This window comes from Corynebacterium frankenforstense (assembly GCF_030211955.1).
GTDB lineage: Bacteria > Actinomycetota > Actinomycetes > Mycobacteriales > Mycobacteriaceae > Corynebacterium > Corynebacterium frankenforstense_A.
Genome location: NZ_JASODI010000011.1, coordinates 38369 through 55998, shown reverse-complemented (window position 1 = coordinate 55998; position 17630 = coordinate 38369). Strand labels below are relative to the sequence as shown.

At 71.5% G+C, this 17630-nt stretch carries 16 protein-coding genes and 1 tRNA gene; 7 read left to right on the top strand and 10 right to left on the bottom strand.

Annotated elements, in window-relative coordinates; all coding sequences use genetic code 11:
- Nucleotides 1–55: 55 nt before the first annotated feature.
- From QP119_RS07120 to nth, 4 genes are all read right to left on the bottom strand, one after another.
- Entirely contained in the window at nucleotides 56–1246 is a 1191-nt protein-coding gene (locus QP119_RS07120; RefSeq protein ID WP_284774816.1) for a MarP family serine protease, read from the bottom strand.
- Between the two features lie 176 nt (nucleotides 1247–1422).
- Nucleotides 1423–2262 (bottom strand): NUDIX hydrolase, encoded by an 840-nt coding sequence (locus QP119_RS07115; protein WP_423777772.1) that lies wholly within the window; start codon nucleotides 2260–2262, stop codon nucleotides 1423–1425.
- Nucleotides 2262–2882, bottom strand: a complete 621-nt coding sequence (locus tag QP119_RS07110; RefSeq protein WP_284774814.1) for a TlpA family protein disulfide reductase — start codon at nucleotides 2880–2882, stop codon at nucleotides 2262–2264. Before QP119_RS07110 ends, QP119_RS07115 begins: the two co-directional genes overlap by 1 nt.
- Entirely contained in the window at nucleotides 2879–3712 is an 834-nt protein-coding gene (gene nth / locus QP119_RS07105; RefSeq protein ID WP_284774813.1) for an endonuclease III, read from the bottom strand. The genes QP119_RS07110 and nth overlap by 4 nt, the downstream gene beginning before the upstream one ends.
- Nucleotides 3713–3921: 209 nt before the next feature.
- Between nth and QP119_RS07100 the strand changes: the two genes are divergently transcribed.
- Entirely contained in the window at nucleotides 3922–4050 is a 129-nt protein-coding gene (locus QP119_RS07100) for a hypothetical protein (protein WP_284774812.1), read from the top strand.
- 255 nt (nucleotides 4051–4305) lie between these two features.
- Nucleotides 4306–4989, top strand: coding sequence for a CRP-like cAMP-activated global transcriptional regulator GlxR (gene glxR, locus QP119_RS07095; RefSeq protein WP_284774810.1), 684 nt, complete (start codon nucleotides 4306–4308; stop codon nucleotides 4987–4989).
- A gap of 140 nt (nucleotides 4990–5129) precedes the next feature.
- Here the strand turns inward: glxR and QP119_RS07090 are convergent, their stop codons facing one another.
- The 3 genes from QP119_RS07090 to QP119_RS07080 are packed head-to-tail and all read right to left on the bottom strand — an operon-like array spanning nucleotide 5130 to nucleotide 6624.
- A complete protein-coding gene (locus QP119_RS07090) occupies nucleotides 5130–5951 on the bottom strand; it encodes an MBL fold metallo-hydrolase (protein ID WP_284774808.1) in 822 nt (273 codons plus the stop codon).
- A gap of 56 nt (nucleotides 5952–6007) precedes the next feature.
- On the bottom strand, nucleotides 6008–6466 hold the full coding sequence (locus QP119_RS07085) for a RidA family protein (RefSeq protein WP_284774805.1): 459 nt from the start codon (nucleotides 6464–6466) through the stop codon (nucleotides 6008–6010).
- Nucleotides 6463–6624 (bottom strand): DUF4177 domain-containing protein, encoded by a 162-nt coding sequence (locus QP119_RS07080; RefSeq protein ID WP_169842156.1) that lies wholly within the window; start codon nucleotides 6622–6624, stop codon nucleotides 6463–6465. Before QP119_RS07080 ends, QP119_RS07085 begins: the two co-directional genes overlap by 4 nt.
- A gap of 172 nt (nucleotides 6625–6796) precedes the next feature.
- Between QP119_RS07080 and QP119_RS07075 the strand changes: the two genes are divergently transcribed.
- The gene (locus tag QP119_RS07075; protein WP_284774804.1) at nucleotides 6797–7969 is read left to right on the top strand and encodes a globin domain-containing protein; all 1173 of its coding nucleotides are present in this window, start codon (nucleotides 6797–6799) and stop codon (nucleotides 7967–7969) included.
- A gap of 63 nt (nucleotides 7970–8032) precedes the next feature.
- On the opposite strand, the gene QP119_RS07070 is transcribed toward QP119_RS07075, so the two are convergent.
- Nucleotides 8033–8401 (bottom strand): WhiB family transcriptional regulator, encoded by a 369-nt coding sequence (locus tag QP119_RS07070; protein ID WP_284774803.1) that lies wholly within the window; start codon nucleotides 8399–8401, stop codon nucleotides 8033–8035.
- A gap of 137 nt (nucleotides 8402–8538) precedes the next feature.
- Between QP119_RS07070 and QP119_RS07065 the strand changes: the two genes are divergently transcribed.
- Entirely contained in the window at nucleotides 8539–10794 is a 2256-nt protein-coding gene (locus QP119_RS07065) for a transglycosylase domain-containing protein (protein ID WP_284774801.1), read from the top strand.
- Nucleotides 10795–10908: 114 nt separating this feature from the next.
- Here QP119_RS07065 and QP119_RS07060 read toward each other — a convergent pair whose 3' ends face one another.
- Entirely contained in the window at nucleotides 10909–11376 is a 468-nt protein-coding gene (locus tag QP119_RS07060) for a GatB/YqeY domain-containing protein (protein ID WP_284774800.1), read from the bottom strand.
- A gap of 38 nt (nucleotides 11377–11414) precedes the next feature.
- On the opposite strand from QP119_RS07060, the gene QP119_RS07055 reads away from it, so the two are divergent.
- Together QP119_RS07055 and QP119_RS07050 are read left to right on the top strand one after the other, a co-directional pair.
- Complete coding sequence (locus tag QP119_RS07055) at nucleotides 11415–12335, top strand: metallophosphoesterase (RefSeq protein WP_423777771.1); 921 nt, start codon at nucleotides 11415–11417, stop codon at nucleotides 12333–12335.
- A gap of 51 nt (nucleotides 12336–12386) precedes the next feature.
- Nucleotides 12387–12463: transfer RNA gene (locus QP119_RS07050), tRNA-Pro, on the top strand.
- Between the two features lie 149 nt (nucleotides 12464–12612).
- On the opposite strand, the gene QP119_RS07045 is transcribed toward QP119_RS07050, so the two are convergent.
- Nucleotides 12613–14391 (bottom strand): hypothetical protein, encoded by a 1779-nt coding sequence (locus tag QP119_RS07045; RefSeq protein ID WP_284774798.1) that lies wholly within the window; start codon nucleotides 14389–14391, stop codon nucleotides 12613–12615.
- A gap of 166 nt (nucleotides 14392–14557) precedes the next feature.
- Between QP119_RS07045 and QP119_RS07040 the strand changes: the two genes are divergently transcribed.
- Nucleotides 14558–17629: a DUF4040 family protein gene (locus QP119_RS07040; protein WP_284774796.1), complete on the top strand. Its 3072-nt coding sequence runs from the start codon at nucleotides 14558–14560 to the stop codon at nucleotides 17627–17629.
- Nucleotide 17630: the final 1 nt, after the last annotated feature.

Here is a 17630-nt window from a genome sequence, read left to right as displayed (position 1 = left end):
GCCGCAACGGAAACGCCCACGCCGCACGGCGCGGGCGTCGTCAATCTCCCGTGACTCAGTGCGCGACGCACTCGCCGGTGCCCACCGGCGCGGTCAGCTCGGAGACGTCGCCGACGCGCGCGTGCACCTCGGCGGCGGTCAGCGCGTAGCCGGTGTCGGACTCGTCGAGGCTGGCGCCGAAGACCACGCCGAGCACCCGGCCCTCGGCGTCGGTCATCGGCCCGCCGGAGTTGCCCTCGCGGATGGTGCCGCGCACGGTGTAGGCCTCGCGCTCGACACGCCCGGTGGCGTAAATGTCCGGCCCGGCGATGGTCAGCTTGCTGCGGATGCGCGCCGGCGCGGCCTCGAAGGGGCCGGAGGCCGGGAAGCCCATCACGATCGCGTCCTGGCCGGTCATCGCCGGATCCTCGGCCCACTGCAGCGGCTCCAGTCCCAGGTCGGGCGCGTAGAGCACGGCGATGTCGACCTCGGGGTTGTAGTAGACGACCTCGGCGTCGCGCAGGCCGAGCACCGTGTCCAGGCGCACCGTCTCGGTACCGGCGACGACGTGGGCGTTGGTCATCACGTGGTCGGGGCCGACGACGAAGCCGGAGCCGAGCAGGCGGCGCCGGCAGCTGTCCGCGTCGCCGAGGACGTGGATGACGCTCGGGCGCAGCTTCTCCACCAGCTCGGTGTTCTCCACCTCGATGCGCGGGGCCTCGACCTCGGGCGAGTCGACGGGCTCGAAGGGCGAGAGCGGCGGCAGGCCCGAGTCGTTGAGCATCGCCGCGATCTTGTTGGGCAGCTGGTTCCAGGACTGCGGCGTCGCGCGGTCCACCCCGGAGAGCACCTTCGAGTTGTGAACGCCGGTGGCCACCTTTCCGCCGAGGCCCGCGGCCAGCGGCAGGGAGACCAGCCAGGCGACGATGAGCAGGGTCACCGCCTGGAAGAACGCGCCGATGCAGGAGTCGATGCGCAGCGAGGAGCGCATCTTGAACGAGCGGCGCAGCTGGCCGCCGACCACGGCGCCGGCGACGTTGCCGACGGCCACGAGCAGGATGAGGATCGCCGCGGCCAGCAGCAGGCGCAGGCCGACCGAGTCGGTCAGGCGCAGTGCGACGGGGATCAGCCCGGCGCTGACCACGAGCCCGGAGACGACACCGAGGGTGGACAGGACCGAGGTGGTCGCGCCCTGGCGCCAGCCGGTGATGAACGCGGCGAGCGCGGCGATGACGACGACACCGTCGACGATGAGTCCGGCTGTCACGTGGTTGTACTTCCTCGTCCGTGCGTCGGGTGCGGATTAACTGCCGTCACCTTACTCTTAACGCCCCCGCGGGGGCGCCCTCCCCTTTTGCGCCCCTCCCCCGCGCGGCGCGCTGCGGCGCGTGCCCGGGCGCGGACCGGACGGCGCGCCCCGGTGCGGACGGGACGGCGCGCCGGTCAGCGCAGCACCTCGCCGTTGCGCGACTCGGCCAGCGCCTCGCGCAGGGGGCGGGCCGGGCGCTGCGACCACGGGCGCTCCCAGCCGGCGGTGCGCAGCATGCCGTCGAGCACCGCGGCGGTGAAGCCCCAGACCACGTAGCCCTCAACGGCGAAGGCCGGGCCCCGCCACGGCCCCCAGGCCACGGTGAAGCGGCGCTCGGGATCGACGAGCTCGGCGACCGGGGCGTTGAAGACGTGGTCGGTCTCGTCCGAGCTGGCCACCCCGACCTCGGCCGGGGTGTGCCACCAGGCCAGCACGGGGTGGACGGGCCGGCCGGTGCGCCGCACGGGCACCGCGCCGAGCTCGGCGAGGGGGCTGACGGCCGTGCGGTCCAGGCCGGTCTCCTCCCACGCCTCGCGCAGTGCGGCGTCGACGGGGCTGATGTCGCCCGGGTCGATGCGCCCGCCGGGGAAGGCGATCTGCCCGGCGTGCGAGCGCATGTGCGGCGAGCGATGTGTCAGCAGCACCGACGCGTCGGCGGCCGTCTCTCCGGAGACGGCCACGAGCACCGCCGCCCCGCGGGTGTCGCGTGCGGCCTCCGCTTGATGACGTCCCGCGCGCCCCGCCGGGCGCGCCGGGTCACCGTCGTTGGTGCGGCCGGTGCGCCCAGTGAGGCGCTCGCGCAGGCGGCGCACCTCGCGGCTGCCGCCCTCGCCGTCGAGGCCGGCCACCAGGCGGTGCATCCAGTCCGGGGCGGTCTCCGGGCGCAGGGTGACGTTGTGGCCCGGCCGGTCGGCGGCGGGGCCGGGGCGGTGCGTGGCACCGACGGGGTCGGTCGCGGGGTCGCGGTAATCCATCAGCCCTCCAGGTCGGCCTCGAGTTCGGCCAGCGAGGTGTACGGCTTGGTCAGGGCCTTTGTCACCTGTCCGTCCTGGACAAGCAGGGTCACGGGCACCACGGCCGGCAGCGAGAGGCCGCCCTGGAAGGCGCCCGAGTCGTCCTGGAAGCTGGGCAGGTCCACACCGAGCTCCTCGAGCAGGGCCGCCCCGCGCGCGCCGTCGGGGTCAGCGTGGACGCCGACGACCCGGTGGTCCGGGTGCGCGGCGGCGTACTCGGCGATGACGGGCAGCTCCTCGCGGCACGGCGCGCACCACCAGGCCCACACGTTGACCACGGTCGGGGTGCCCTGGGAGACCTCGCCGTCGGACCCGGCGCCGCCCAGGCAGTCGAGGTCGACGCCTGCGACCGTGGAGCCAGGGCAGTCCGGGCGCGCCGGCACGTCGGCCTGCGCGCCGGCGCCCGCGGAGTCACCCGAGCCGGTCGGGTCGGCCTGGCCGTCCGCGCCGGTCGTGTCGCCGCCACCGCCTGCCCCTCCTACACCGCCGTCGCCGGCGGACTGCATGCGCGGGACCAGCGCGGCGATCAGGGCGACGCTGGCGACGATGACGATGACGTAGGCGAGAAGGTGTCGTTTCACCGTGTGGTCTCCTCTTCGTCGTTGATTCCGGCCATGGCGAGGATGTGCCCCCGGTTGTCGCCGCTGACCAGCTCGGCGGCGGCCTCGGGGTCGACGGGGCCGGCCTTGCCGAAGGAGGGGCAGTCGTAGGCGATCGGGCACGCCCCGCAGGCCGCGCGGCGGGAGTGGCACACACGCCGGCCGTGGAAGATCATGCGGTGGGAGAACATCGTCCACTCGCTCTTCTCTATCAGCCCGGCGATCTCGCGCTCGACCTTGACCGGGTCCTCCTGTCCGGTCAGCCCCATGCGGCGGGCCAGGCGCCCGAAGTGGGTGTCGATGGTCAGGCCGGGCAGCCCGAAGGCGTTGCCGCGGACGACGTGGGCGGTCTTGCGGCCGACGCCGGGGAGTTTCACCAGCGCGTCGAGGTCGCGGGGCACCTCGCCGCCGTGCTCGGCGACGAGCGCCCGGGAAAGACCCACGAGGTTGCGGGCCTTGGCACGGTAGAAGCCGGTGGGCCGGATGATCTCGGCGACCTCGGCGGTGTCGGCGGCTGCCAGCGCGGCCGCGTCCGGGTAGCGCGCGAAGAGCGCCGGAGTCACGGAGTTGACGCGCACGTCGGTGGTCTGGGCGGACATCACCGTGGCCACGAGCAGCTCGAAGGCGTCGCGGAAGTCGAGCTCGGCGTGCGCGTCGGGGTAGACGGCGGCGAGCGTGCGGTTGATGCGGCGGGCCCTGCGGGTGCGGCCGAGGTCGGTCTCGCGTCCGCGGGCGGTCGGGTGCGCGCCCGGGCGCCGGCGCTTGCGCGGGGTCAGGGAGCCAGAGCGGGCGGTGGTGGACACGGGCGCCATCCTACCGGGCACACGTGGGCAGCCACGGGAGGTCTGATCACCGCAGAATCGGGCATAACCGGACATAAATGTTGTATCCCCACAGGTCTGACCAATGGAGTCAATCGGCGCTGACCATGCTTTTTGGTCTAGAACTGAACAATGTTCCGCCAAATTCGGGTGCCCGTTTTCTTGGTATCGCGTGACACTCTTCTGTAGTATTGGGAGACATGTCCATCGTCACCGCATTTGTCGCACCGTGTCTGCTGGGGGTGTTCGCACTCGGACTGGAACAGCTCGAGCGCGCCGCCTTCAGTTCCGGGTCCGCCACCGCGGGCTCGCCAGAGGCGTCGGCCTGACCGGAGAGACCCTGGACTGCACGGTCAGAACCGAATGCCCGGACCGCCGAGAGATTCATTCAGTTGCATGTGACCGGCCGATGAAAAATCTGGCGGTGTGACCGACCTGACGGTAGGGTGTACCCGGACGTGCACCTGCCCCTGCAACCTACTTCCGCTCACGCCCGACTGACACGAAGCGCGGGAGGAACCCCGCCACACGGCAGTGCCGGAAACGGTTGCGTTGAGAAACAGATAAGTATTGAGGAGTTCATTGTGGAAGGCGTTCAGGAGATCCTGTCCCGCGCGGGTATTTTCCAGGGCGTTGACGCTACCGCCGTCAACAACCTGATCAAGGACATGGAGACGGTCCGGTTCCCCCGCGGCACCACGATCTTCGACGAGGGCGAGCCCGGCGACCGCCTGTACATCATCACCGCCGGCAAGGTGAAGCTGGCCCGCCACGCCTCCGACGGCCGCGAGAACCTGCTGACGATCATGGGCCCGTCCGACATGTTCGGCGAGCTGTCCATCTTCGATCCGGGCCCGCGCACCTCCTCGGCCGTCTGCGTGACCGAGGTCCGCGCCGCCACCATGGACTCGGCGATGCTGAACCGCTGGGTCTCCGAGCACCCGGAGATCGCCCAGCAGCTGCTGCGCGTGCTGGCCCGCCGCCTGCGCCGCACCAACGCCTCGCTGGCCGACCTCATCTTCACCGACGTGCCCGGCCGCGTGGCCAAGACGCTGCTGCAGCTGGCCAACCGCTTCGGCACCCAGGAGGGTGGCGCCCTGCGCGTCAACCACGACCTGACCCAGGAGGAGATCGCCCAGCTCGTCGGCGCCTCGCGTGAGACCGTGAACAAGGCGCTGGCCACCTTCGCCCACCGCGGCTGGATCCGCCTCGAGGGCAAGTCGGTGCTCATCGTCGACACCGAGCACCTCGCCCGCCGCGCGCGCTAGGCACGGACACAAGGAGAGCGGGCCCTGGATTCGTTCCGGGCCCGCTCTTTTCGATTGCCGACGTCGCGTCGGTCACCGCGCGGCGTCGCCAGCGGCGCCTTCCGGCGTGCCGGTGGCGGTGCGCGGCACCGCCACGCGGCCTAGACCTGCTCGGGGTGGTCGTTCAGGTAGCGCAGGGCGACGCGGGTGGACTGCTCGGCGGCGCCGCGCAGCACGGGGTCGACGTCGTCGTACATGAGGTTGACCAGCTCGTCGATCTCGAGGTCGCGGCCGCGCTCCTTCCAGATCTTCCGGATCTGGTCGAGGCGGTAGTTGCGGCGGTCGATGTACTTGCGGGCGAACTGCGAGAGGTCCGGGTTGTCCGGGCCGTGGCCGGGCAGCAGGGCGACGTCCTTGCCGCGGCACTCCAGCATCTCCAGCGTCTGCATATAGTCGCCGAGGTCGCCGTCAGTCTCGGAGATCATGGTGGTGTGGCGCCCGGCGATGGTGTCGCCGGTGATGACGCCCTCGAGCGTGGACTCGCCGGGCTTGCCGGACCAGACGAAGAAGCAGGCGCAGTCGGCGGTGTGGCCGGGGGTGTGCACGACCTCGAGCTGCGGGGTGACCCCGTCGACGGAGACGGTCTCGCCGTCGGTCAGTGGGTCGGCGCCGTGGCAGTAGCGGGCGTCGAAGGCGCGCACGGGCGCCCCGGTCAGCTGCCGGAAGCGGTGCGCGCCGTCGGCGTGGTCCGGGTGGCGGTGCGTGAGAAGAATGAGGGCCACCTCGCCTGCCTTGGCGTGCAGGACATTGAGGTGGCCTTCATCCTCGGGGCCCGGGTCGACGACGATCGCGCGCTCGTCACCTTCACGGCGCACGATCCACGAGTTGGTGCCCTCCAGCGCGGCGTAGCTGGGGTTGGTGCACAGGACGACGGCGGCGGAGTCGGTCACCGGCCGCAGCTGACTGTAGGCAGGATGCTGCATGGCCCCCAGCTTAGCGCGCCCGGGCGGGCCTGGAAATTCAGGCGGACCTGGAATTATCAGTCGACCTCTACGATGAGCTCGATCTCGACCGGGGAGTCCAGCGGTAGCTCGGCGACGCCGACGGCGCTGCGGGCGTGGGCGCCCGCCTCACCGAAGATCTCACCGATGACCTCGGAGGCGCCGTTGACCACGCCGGCCTGGCCGTGGAAGTCGGCGGCCGAGGAGACGAAGCCGACGATCTTGAGCACGCGGGTGACATGGTCGACGCCGACGACCGAGTCGACGGCGGCGAGTGCATTGAGCACCGCGGTGCGCGCGAGGTCGGCGGCCTGCTCGGCGTCGACCTCGGCGCCGACCTGGCCGGTGGCGGGCAGCTTGCCGTCGACGAAGGGCAGCTGGCCGGAGGTCCAGACATGGTCGCCGACGCGCAGCGCGGGCACGTAGGCGGCCACGGGGGCGGCGACGGCCGGCAGCTCGATGCCGAGTTCCTTCAGGCGCTCGGAGACGGTGCTCATGCGTCCTCCTTCGGGCGCTTCAGGTAGGCGACGACGTTCTCCGGGTTCGGCCCGGGCATGACGGTGACGAGCTCCCAGCCGTCCTCGCCCCAGGTGTCGAGGATCTGCTTGGTCGCGTGGGTCAGAAGCGGCACGGTGGCGTATTCCCAAGTGGTCATGGCGACCACTGTACTTACCCCGGCCTCACCTTCGCCGTATCCGCCGCCGTAACCCCTCTGAGCTGCACAGGTCGCGCGGACCTACCCCCGCCCGACATTAACCACGGCTACAGGCGTATCAATGGAGACGGGTTTCCCGCCCACTCCCCTGCACCCGACCCGAGGAACCACCATGCACGTCTCCGATCAACCGATCACCCGCGCCCGCCTGACCCCGGAGCACGAGAAGACCGTCTCCGCCACGCTGCCGGCCGTCGGCGAGAACATCGGCACCATCGCCGAGACCTTCTACCACCGCATGTTCTCCGCGCACCCCGAGCTGCTGCGCGACACCTTCAACCGTGGCAACCAGCACTCCGGTGCGCAGCAGAAGGCGCTGGCGGCCTCCGTGGCCACCTTCGCCACGATGCTCGTCGACCCGGAGGCTCCGGACCCGGTCACGATGCTCTCGCGCATCGCGCACAAGCACGTCTCCGTCGGAATCGTCGAGGACCAGTACCCGATCGTGCGCAGGCACCTCTTCGACGCGATCCGCGAGGTCCTCGGCGCCGACACCTTCACCGCCGAGGTCGAGGAGGCCTGGGACGAGGTCTACTGGATGATGGCGCGTGTGCTCATCGACCACGAATCCGCCCTCTACTCCTCCGACGGCGTCGCCCCCGGCGAGGTCTTCCGTGAGGTCACGGTCACCGGGATCGAGAAGCTGAGCGAGACCGTCTCCGCCTTCGAGCTCTCCGGCGAGCTCAGCTCGCCGTTGCCGGGACAGTACACGTCGGTGGGTGTGGTGCTTGACGACGACGCGCGCCAGTTGCGGCAGTACTCCATCATCGACGGCGACGCGGGGCGCTACCGGATCGCCGTCGAGCGCGACGGCGAGGTCTCGCAGTATCTTCAGGACCACGTCGCCGTCGGCGACACCGTGCAGGCCACGCTGGCCGCCGGCGACCTGACCCTGGACGAGTCGACCGAGGCGCCGGTAGTGCTCATCTCCTCCGGCATCGGCTCCACCCCGATGGTCGGCATCCTCAACCACCTGGCGCGCACGGGCTCCAAGCGCCAGGTGCTCGTCCTGCACGCGGACTCCTCGCGCGAGACCCACGCGCAGCTGGGCCAGACCCGCGCCGCCCTCGAGCAGCTCGGCCACGGCGAGCTGCGCACGTTCTACCGGGACGCCGGCGAGCGCATCGACGTCGCAGAGGAGGTGCCCGGCGGCGCGGACGTCTACCTGTGCGGCGGCACCGGTTTCCTGCAGTCGCTGCGGGCGGACCTGGCGGAGCTTCCCGGCGAGGCCGCGCCGGTGGCGGTGCACTTCGAGCTGTTCAGCCCGAACGACTGGCTGGCCTGATCGCCGGGCCTCCCGGCCGGGATACCCGGCGGGACTCCCGGCCGGGCCCGGATGGCCGGCGGCTCAGATGCCGATGAGCTCCCCGCCGTGGGCGAGGTAGTCGGCCCAGTCGTCGATCTGCGGGTTCTTGCGCAGCAGGGCGCGGCGCTGACGCTCGGTCAGCCCGCCCCACACGCCGAACTCCACGCCGTTGTCCAGCGCGTCGGCCAGGCACATCTGCTGGACGGGGCAGCCACGGCAGAAGGTCGCGGCCTTGCGCTGCTCAGCTCCCCGCACGAACAGGGTCTCGGGGTCGATGCCCCGGCACTTGGCGCTCGTGACCCAGGTGCCACGGTCCTGCACGGCCTCGGCAGGCGTCTTCCCGCTCTCGATGCCCAGGAACTCGTCCACGCCGAGTGCGCGCTCGGTCCGGGTCGGTGTTGCGGTGGTCATAGTCCCTCCTCTTTGAAGCGGAGTCGCTAACGTTTGTGTAAGTGTACTCACGCGAATCGCCGTTTGTCGACTAGGTCACATAAATGGGGGAGACCGCGCCTACTTCTTTCCCCGCCGCACCCCGTAATGTTGGTCCCGTGTCTACCTCACGTTCCCTGCTCACCCTCCTCGGCGGAGCACTGCTCGCGGCCGTGCTCGCGGCCGTCGCGCTCTCGCCGGCCGCGGGGGTCGCGGGCCTTGCCGCGGCCCGGACGAGCGAGACCATGGAATCCAACCTCGCCGACCTGACCGACGGCTCCGCCCCCGGGGTCACCACGGTCACCGACGTCGAGGGCAACCCGATCGCCTGGATCTACGACCAGCGCCGCTACCAGGTGCCCGGCGACCGCATCGCCCAGCCGATGAAGGACGCCATCGTCTCGATCGAGGACCGCCGCTTCTACGAGCACGAGGGTGTCGACCTGCAGGGCACCGTCCGCGCCATGGCCGCCAACCTCGTCTCCGGCGGGGTCGCCCAGGGCGCCTCGACGCTCAACCAGCAGTACGTCAAGAACCACCTGCTGCTCGTCGACGCCGACACCGACGAGGAGCGCGCCGCGGCGACCGAGACCTCCATCCCCCGCAAGCTGCGTGAGATGCGCATGGCCTCGGACCTGGACAAAGTGCTCAGCAAGGACGAGGTGCTCACCCGCTACCTCAACCTGGTCTCCTTCGGCAACGGCGCCTACGGCGTCGAGGCGGCCGCGCGCACCTACTTCAACTCCTCGGCCGCGGAGCTCAACGTCCCGCAGGCCGCGATGCTCGCCGGCATCGTGCAGTCCTCCTCCTGGCTGGACCCCTACACCAACGGCGAGGCCGTCATCGAGCGCCGCAACACGGTACTCGACTCGATGGTGGACTACGGCGCGCTCGACCCGGCCGCGGCCGAGGCCTTCAAGGCCGAGCCGCTCGGCGTCGTCGAGGAGCCGATCGGGCTGCCCAACGGCTGCATCAGCGCCGGGGACCGCGGCTTCATGTGCGACTACGCGCTGACCTACCTGGAGTCCAAGGGCATCTCGCACGAGATGCTCACCCACGGCAGCTACACGGTGCGCACCACGCTGGACCCGCAGATCCAGGACGCCGCGCACGACGCGGTGGCCTCGCACGTCAACCCGAAGCAGCCCGGCGTCGCCGAGGTGCTCAACGTCGTCGAGCCGGGCCGCGACTCCCGCCCGATCCGGGCGATGACCTCCTCGCGCGACTACGGCCTCGACCTCGACGCCGGCGAGACGATGCTGCCGCAGCCCACAACGATGGTGGGCAACGGCGCCGGTTCCGTGTTCAAGATCTTCACCGCGGCCGTCGCCCTGGACAAGGGCATGGGCCTGGACACCGTGCTGCCGGTGCCGACCCGCTACGAGGCCACCGGCATGGGCTCCGGCGGCGCCGCCAGCTGCCCGCCGAACACCTACTGCGTGGAGAACGCGGGCACCTACAAGTCCGCCATGACGCTCAAGGACGCGCTGGCGCAGTCCCCGAACACCACCTTCGTGAAGCTCATCGAACGCGTCGGGGTGGCCCCGGTGGTCGACCTGGCCGTCAAGCTCGGCCTGCGCAGCTACGCCACCCCGGGCAGCTGGGACGAGGAGAACTCGATCGCCGACTACATGAAGAAGGCCAACCTGGGCTCGTTCACCCTCGGCCCGACAGCGGTCAACGCCCTGGAGCTCTCGAACGCGGGCGCCTCGATCGCCGCCGGCGGGCGCTGGTGCGAGCCCAACCCGATCGACGCGCTGATCGACAAGGACGGCAACGAGGTCTACATCGAGCGCCCCGAGTGCGAGGACGTGCTCAACCAGGCCACGGCCAACGCCCTGATGGAGGGTATGTCCGAGGACCCGAAGTCCGGCACCGCCTCCGACGCCGCCTCGGCGGCCGGGTGGCGCGCCCCGGTGGCCTCGAAGACGGGCACCACCGAGTCGCACCAGTCCGCGGCCTTCATCGGCTTCAACACCGGCCTGGCCGCCGCGCCCTACATCTACAACGACGGCACCACGACGACCCCGCTGTGCTCGCACCCGGCCCAGCAGTGCGGCGGCGGCAACATGTACGGCGGCGACGAGCCCGCCGAGACGTGGTTCTCGATGGCCAACCGTGTGCCGGCGGCCGCCTCGGGCAACCTGGGCGGCGGCGCGAGCGACCGCTACCGCCGCGGCTCCGGCCCGCTCGGCCAGTCACAGGCCCCGGCGCCGGCGCCCTCCGCACCCTCGGGCGGGCAGAGCGCCGCCCCGTCCTCCCCGGCGGCCCCGGAGGGCGGCCAGCCCGCCGGCGGTGACGAGATCATCCCGGGCGTGCGCCAGGAGGACATCGACACCTTCACCAACGACCTGCGCGGCGCCTTCGGAATCTGATCCGCCGCTCCCCCACGCCAAAGGCCCGGGTACCCCACACGGGGTGCCCGGGCCCTGGTCTATGCCGCTCGCGGCGGGCGGAGCGCCCCGCCGCCGGCCGACTGACGCGGTCGGCTAGCCCTGCAGGCGGGCCTTGACGGCGTCGGAGAGGCGCTTGCCGTCGGCGCGGCCGGCGGCGTCGGCCTTGGCCTTCTTCATGACCTGGCCCATCTGCTTCATCGTGGGCGCCTCGCCGGTCTCCTCGGCGACGGCGGCCACCGCGGCGTCGACAAACTCACCCAGCTCGGTGTCGTCGAGCTGGGTGGGCTGGTAAGCCTCGAAGACCTTGGCCTCGGCCAGCTCGGAGTCGGCCAGCTCCTGGCGGCCGGCGTCGGCGTAGACCTCGGCGGACTCGCGGCGCTTCTTGATCTCGCGGGCGACGACGGCCAGCACGTCGGCGTCGGTCAGCTCGTGCTTGCTGCCCTTGGTCTCCTCCTCCTGGAGGGCGGCCAGCAGCATGCGCAGGGCGCCGGTGCGCGGCTCGTCCTTGGCCTTCATGGATTCCTTGAGGTCGGACCGCATCTGGTTCTTCAGTTCACTCATGGACATCACGCTACCCCGCTGTCGGTAGGGTGAGACCGGTGAAGGGAAATGTGAAGCACGTACTCAAGTCCGTCCTGCCGCTGGCCGGAGCCGCGGCGGCCGCCGGCGCGGGCGCGCTGGCCTGGGGGTACAGCGAGCTCGAACGCTTCGAGCTGCACACGCACGAACTGCCCATCCTCGAGCCCGGGGTGCTGCGCGGCACCGGAGAGTTCCGCCTGCTGCACGTCTCCGACCTGCACATGATCCCCGGCCAGGAGGCCAAGACGGCGTTCCTGAACGCGCTCGACGAGCTCGACCCGCACCTGGTGGTCAACACCGGCGACAACCTCTCCGACGAGCGCGCGGTGCCCGACGTCCTGCGCGCTCTGGGCCCGCTGCTGGCCCGGCCGGGCCTGTTCGTCTTCGGCACCAACGACTACTGGGCGCCGAAGCCGGTCAACCCCGCGAAGTACCTGACCGGCGCCAAGCGCGAGCCGAGCTACATCGACCTGCCGTGGCGCGACATGCGCGCCGCCTTCCTCGAGCACGGCTGGCGCGACGCCAACCAGGCCCGCCACGAGTTCAAGGTCGGCCCCGTGCGCATCGCCGCGGCCGGAGTGGACGACCCGCACCACGACCTCGACGACTACGAGGAGATCGCCGGCGCCCCGAACGCGGACTCGGATCTGGCGCTCGCGCTGCTGCACGCCCCGGAGCCGCGGGTGCTCTCCCGCTTCGCCGCGGACGGCTACCAGCTGGCACTGGCCGGGCACACCCACGGCGGGCAGATCTGCCTGCCGGGCGGGCGCGCGATCGTGACCAACTCGGGCATCGACCCGAAGCGGGTCTCCGGGCTCTCCGAGTTCGACGGGATGCCGCTGCACGTCTCCAACGGGCTGGGCACCTCGAAGTACGCGCCGGTGCGGATCTTCTGCCGGCCGTCGGCCACGCTGCTGAAGATCACGGAGCGACGCGGCTGAGCTGCCGTTTTTGATTTCCGGGCGGGGTGCACTACAGTAATCCGCGCACCACGGGATATGGCGCAGCTTGGTAGCGCGCCTCGTTCGGGACGAGGAGGTCGCAGGTTCAAATCCTGTTATCCCGACCATGCGAGAGGCCCTGGCCGCAGCGGAGATGATCCGCGGCGACCGGGGCCTCAGTCATGCCCGGGGCGATTCACCGGGCGCCTGACCGGGGCGGGCCGGTCCGGCCCGCCCGGCGCGCACGCCATGGGCGGGTGAGCCCCGCCCCTGACGCTCAGCGCCGGAACCAGCGCCGGTGGGACCGCCGCTTGCGATTGCGCTTCGCCTCGGCCTCCTCCGCCGCGGCGTCGTCGGTGTCGTCCGCGTTGTCGGCGTCGTCGGCGTCGATGTAGCCGTCGCCGATGTAGGTGACCTCGTCGTCGACGGGGTCGCCCTCGATCTCCTCGTACTCCTCGGCGAGCTCGTCCTCGTCGTAGTCGTCCGCGCCCGCGGCGCGGTCGGCGGCGACGTCGTCACGCGCGGCGTCGTCAATCTCCCCGTCGAACTCACCCTCGGAGGCGTCGGCGGACTTGCGGTAGTAGCGCCCACCCTCGCGCGAGGCGTGCACGCCGGCGCCGCCGACGTAGGCCGGCTCGCGGTGCGCGGAGCCGATCGCCAGCCAGGCCAGCACCAGCACGGCCGCAAGGATCGCCGCGCCCGTCCAGGCCACGGTGGCGTCCGCGCCGTTGCCCGCCGCGGTCAGCGCGCCGGTGCCCCAGTGCAACGGGGTCAGCCCCGAGACGGCCTGCCAGACGATCGTCGGGTCCGAGCTGGCGGCGGTCTTCCAGACCCAGCCGACCAGGCCGACCTGGACCACCGCGGCGACCACGAGCAACGGGGCGGCCACGGTACGGCCGAGCGCGACGACGCCGACCAGCGCGACGGCCGCCGAGGCCGCCGTGAGCAGCGCCAGGATGCCCGCCGCGGCGAGCACCGCGACCACGCCCGCGCCCGAGAGCACCCAGAACAGCGCGGTGGCCGAGAGCACCGCGCCGGCGCCGACCAGCCAGGCCTCGCGGCCGCGGGCCAGGTACATCAGCCCCGCGGCCAGGCCGCCGAGCGCGGCGAGCGCGCCGATGAGCAGCGCGTAGACCGGGGCGAGCGAGGAGCCCGTCGCAGCCTCCTCCCCGGTGGCCTCGGCCCCCTGCGCGGAGGCGGCGGCCTGGGTGGCCGGCAGCGCGCGGCGCACGTCGTTGACCCGGTCCTTGTTGGTGGCGGCCATGCCGTCGACGCGCTTGGCGCCGTCGTCGAGCTGGTTGACGCCGTTGACCGCCTCGTCCACGCCGCCGCCGAGCCGGCCGAGGCCCTGGTCGAGCTGCTTGGCGCCCTCGGTGGCCTGGTAGATGCCGTCGTGGTAGCCGTAGCCGGGCACGGCCAGCTGGTTGGCCAGCTGGCGCGAGCCGTCCTTGAGGCGGGTCAGCTGCGAGGTGATCTCGCCGCCGAAGTCGACGTTCTCCACCTGGCGGCGGAAGTCGCCGAGCTGGCCGCGCAGCTCCCCGGCGCGCGGGTCGCTCGAGGCGGCCAGCTCGCGGTCCAGGTTGTCCACGGCCTCGAGCAGCTGGCCCTGTACCGCGCCCAGGCCCACGACCTGATCGACCGCGCCGCCGACGCCGTCGGCGAGCTCCGTGGCGCCGCCGCCGAGCTGGCCCGTGGCGGCCTGCAGCTGACGCATGCCCTCGGCGAGCTGGCTGGCGCCGTCCTGGGCCTCGCGCACGCCGCCGCCGAGCTCACCGGCGCCTTCGCGCAGCTTGCCGGTGCCCTCGGCGAGCTGACCGGTGCCGGTGGAGAGCATCCCGGCCTGGGCGGAGGCGTTGGCGGCGGCCTTCTGCGCCTGGGCGATCTGCGCGGCGTCGGCGCCACCGGGGGCGGCGGCGACGGGGGCGCCCGCGGGCGACTCCTCGCCCGCGGCGGACCAGGAGCGGTCCACCGTCATGCCCAGGAGGACGATGACGGCACCGATGAGGAGCGGCACGAGTGCCAGCAGTGCAAGTATGCGGCTGCGCAGAGTGGTCATGTCCTGACCGTATCCGCGCAGCTCGCGCCATAGCTGGCGCCACACCGTCAACTGGGAAGAGGTAGTTGTGCCCTGATAACGTGAAGACGGTTCAAATGTCGATCATGCCTCCATGACGCCCGCCTGTGAAAGCGCTGGGCGGGAGGCTGGAAACTTGGGGTAACGCATGACGCTGGTCGTCGTAGTCGCCCTGGTCGCGGTGGCGGTGGCAGCCTCACCGCCGCTGGTGCGTGCCATGGACAGATATGCGGGCTGGCCGCTCGCGCTCCTTTTACTGGCGGGGGCGTTCGTCCTCGGCCGGGAGCTGCCGGCCATCCTCGACGGTGAGGCGCTCACCGCCCACTACACCTGGGTGCCGGACTTCCTCGGCAGCGGACTCGACGCCGGGTTCTCGCTGCGCGCGGACGCCCTCGGCGCCTTCTTCGCCCTGCTGGCGCTGGTCATCGGCGCGGTGGTGTTCATGTACTCCGCCGCCTACCTGCCGCGTCGCCAGGGCAACACCAGTTTCTACACCCTGATGACCGCGTTCACGCTGGCCGTGGTCCTGCTGGTGCTCGCCGACGACGTCACCGTGCTCTTCGTCGGCTGGGAGCTGGTCTCCATCGCCTCGTTCATGCTCATCGCCCGCTCGGGCTCGGGCGGCGAGGCCGGCTCCATGCGCACCCTGATCCTGACCTTCTTCGGCGGGCTGACCCTGCTGACCGCCCTGGCCGTCTCGGCCACGGCCGCGGGCACCACGAGCCTGTCCGGCATCCTCGCCTCGGACGTGTGGGCGCAGCGCCCGGGCCTGACCGGCACGCTGGGTGTGCTCATCGCGGTCTCCGCGTTCACCAAGGCCGCCCAGCTGCCCTTCCACTTCTGGCTGCCGGAGGCCATGGCCGCCGCCACGCCGGTCTCCGCGTTCCTGCACGCGGCCGCCGTGGTCAAGGCCGGTGTCTACCTGCTGCTGCGCTTCTCCACCGTCTTCCACGACGTGGCCGTGTGGAACTGGCTGCTCATTGTCGTGGGCATGACCACCGCCCTGGTCTCGGCGTTCTTCGCCGTGCAGAAGACGGACCTGAAGCACCTGACGGCCTACTCCACGGTCAGCCACCTCGGCTGGATCGTGACCACCATCGGCGTGGGCACCGGCTTCGCGCTGGCCGCCGCCGTCGTGCACACCCTGGCCCACGCGCTGTTCAAGTCCTCGCTGTTCATGCTCATCGGCGTGGTCGACCACCAGGCCGGCACGCGTGACTCGCGCCGCCTGGGCGTGCTGTGGCACCGGATGCCGTGGACCTTCGGCTGCGTGGTCGTCGGCGCGGCCTCGATGGCCGCCGTGCCGCCGCTGTTCGGCTTCATCTCCAAGGAGGGCATGCTCACCGCCTTCGAGGAGGCCCCGATCGGCTCGGCCGGCCAGTGGATCCTGCTCATCGTCGCCGGCGTGGCCGCCCTGCTGACCTTCACCTACTCGGCCAAGCTCGTCTTCGGCGCGTTTATCGACCCCGCCGAGAACGACCGCGACTTCTCCGACGTCGAGGAGGCCCCGGTGGCCCTCTGGCTGCCGGCCGCCGTGCCCGGCCTGATGGCCATCCCGCTCGGCTTCACCGCCGGTGTGCTCGACGGCCCGGTCGACGCCGTGACCGCCGCCATCGGCGTGGAGAGCTCCACCCACCTGGCGCTCTTCCACGGCGTCAACGCCCCGCTCATCATCTCGCTGAGCGTCTTGGTCCTCGGTATCATCGGCGTGGTCGTCCGCGGCCGCATCTGGCCGAGGATCGAGAACCGCGAGGTCCTGCCGGCCACCGGCAACGAACTGCTCGCCGCCCTGCAGAAGGGCCTGCAGGCCTGCGGCCGCGGCATGGGCGCCATGGCCAACTCGCTCTCGCCGGGCCGCCACCTGGTCTGGCCGATGCTCGCCCTGATCACGATCATGGCCGTCACCCTGCTGGGCACCGACGGCGTCGACGGTGTGCCGATGGCCCCGCGCGCCGAGGACATCGACAACTGGCTGGACCTCGGCCCGATGCTGATCATCGTGCTCTCGGTGGTCGGCCTGGTGGCCAACCGCAACCGCATCGCCGGCGCGGTCTTCATCAGCACCGCCGGCGTCGGCATGACCCTGCAGATGCTGCTGCTGGGCGCCCCCGACGTCGCGCTGACGCAGTTCCTGGTCGAGGCCCTGGTCGCCGTCATCATCATGATGGTCGTGCGCTACCAGCCGCGGCTGTTCCCCGAGGTGCCGCGCCGCCGCCGGATCCGCGCCGCGGTCATCGCGCTGCTCGCCGGCCTGACCGCCTTCCTCGGCGTGTTCACGCTGATGGGCCGCCACAGCAAGTCCGAGCTGGCCCAGTGGTACCTGGACAACGCCCCGGACATCACCGGCGGCAACAACATCGTCGCCGCGATCATCGTCGAGTTCCGTGCACTGGATACCCTCGGCGAGCTCTCGGTGCTGGGCATGGCCGCGATCGTCATCGCCGCGGTCTGCGCCTCGGTGCCGTCCTCGCCGTTCGACCGCGGCACCCGCCCGGCGCCCTTCGGTCAGTCGCAGCTGAACTCGCTGCCGCTGAAGAAGGGCTTCCAGCTGGTGGTCCCGGTGCTGGCGGTACTCTCCTTGCTTGTCTTCATGCGCGGCCACAACGACCCGGGCGGCGGCTTCGTCGCCGCGCTGATCGCCGGCGCCGCCGTGATGATGGCCTACATGGCCAAGGGCCGCGACTCCATCGTCTTCCGCCCCTCGACCCCGTTCTGGCTGACGGGCATCGGCATCGTCACCGCGCTGACGGCCGGTTTCGTCGGCTACGCCGAGGGCGGCTTCCTCAAGCCGATCTACGGCGAGATCCTCGGCGAGCACCTGACGACCTCGCTGATCTTCGACGGCGGCATCTACCTGGCCGTGCTGGGCATGCTGACCTCCGCGATCAACTCGCTGGGCGGCTACCTGCGCCCGGGCGCGCTGACCCAGGAGGAGCTCGACTACATGCGCTCCGACGGCCCGCTGCCGCACACGCCGAGCGACGCGGAGACGCGCGCGTGGGAGCAGGCGTTGCTTGACGACGCCGCGACGCAGGCGGAGGGCACCGGTCGCGGTGCCGTCACCGCGGCCGTCGCCCCCGAGGAGTTCTTCCCCGAGCCGATCGAGCCGAACCCTGACCCGGAGGACCCGGGACCGGACCGCGCGCAGCTGCGCGACTGGGCCGTCGCCCACGGCGGCACACACACCGGGACCGTCAACGACAAGAACAAGGAGGACTGAC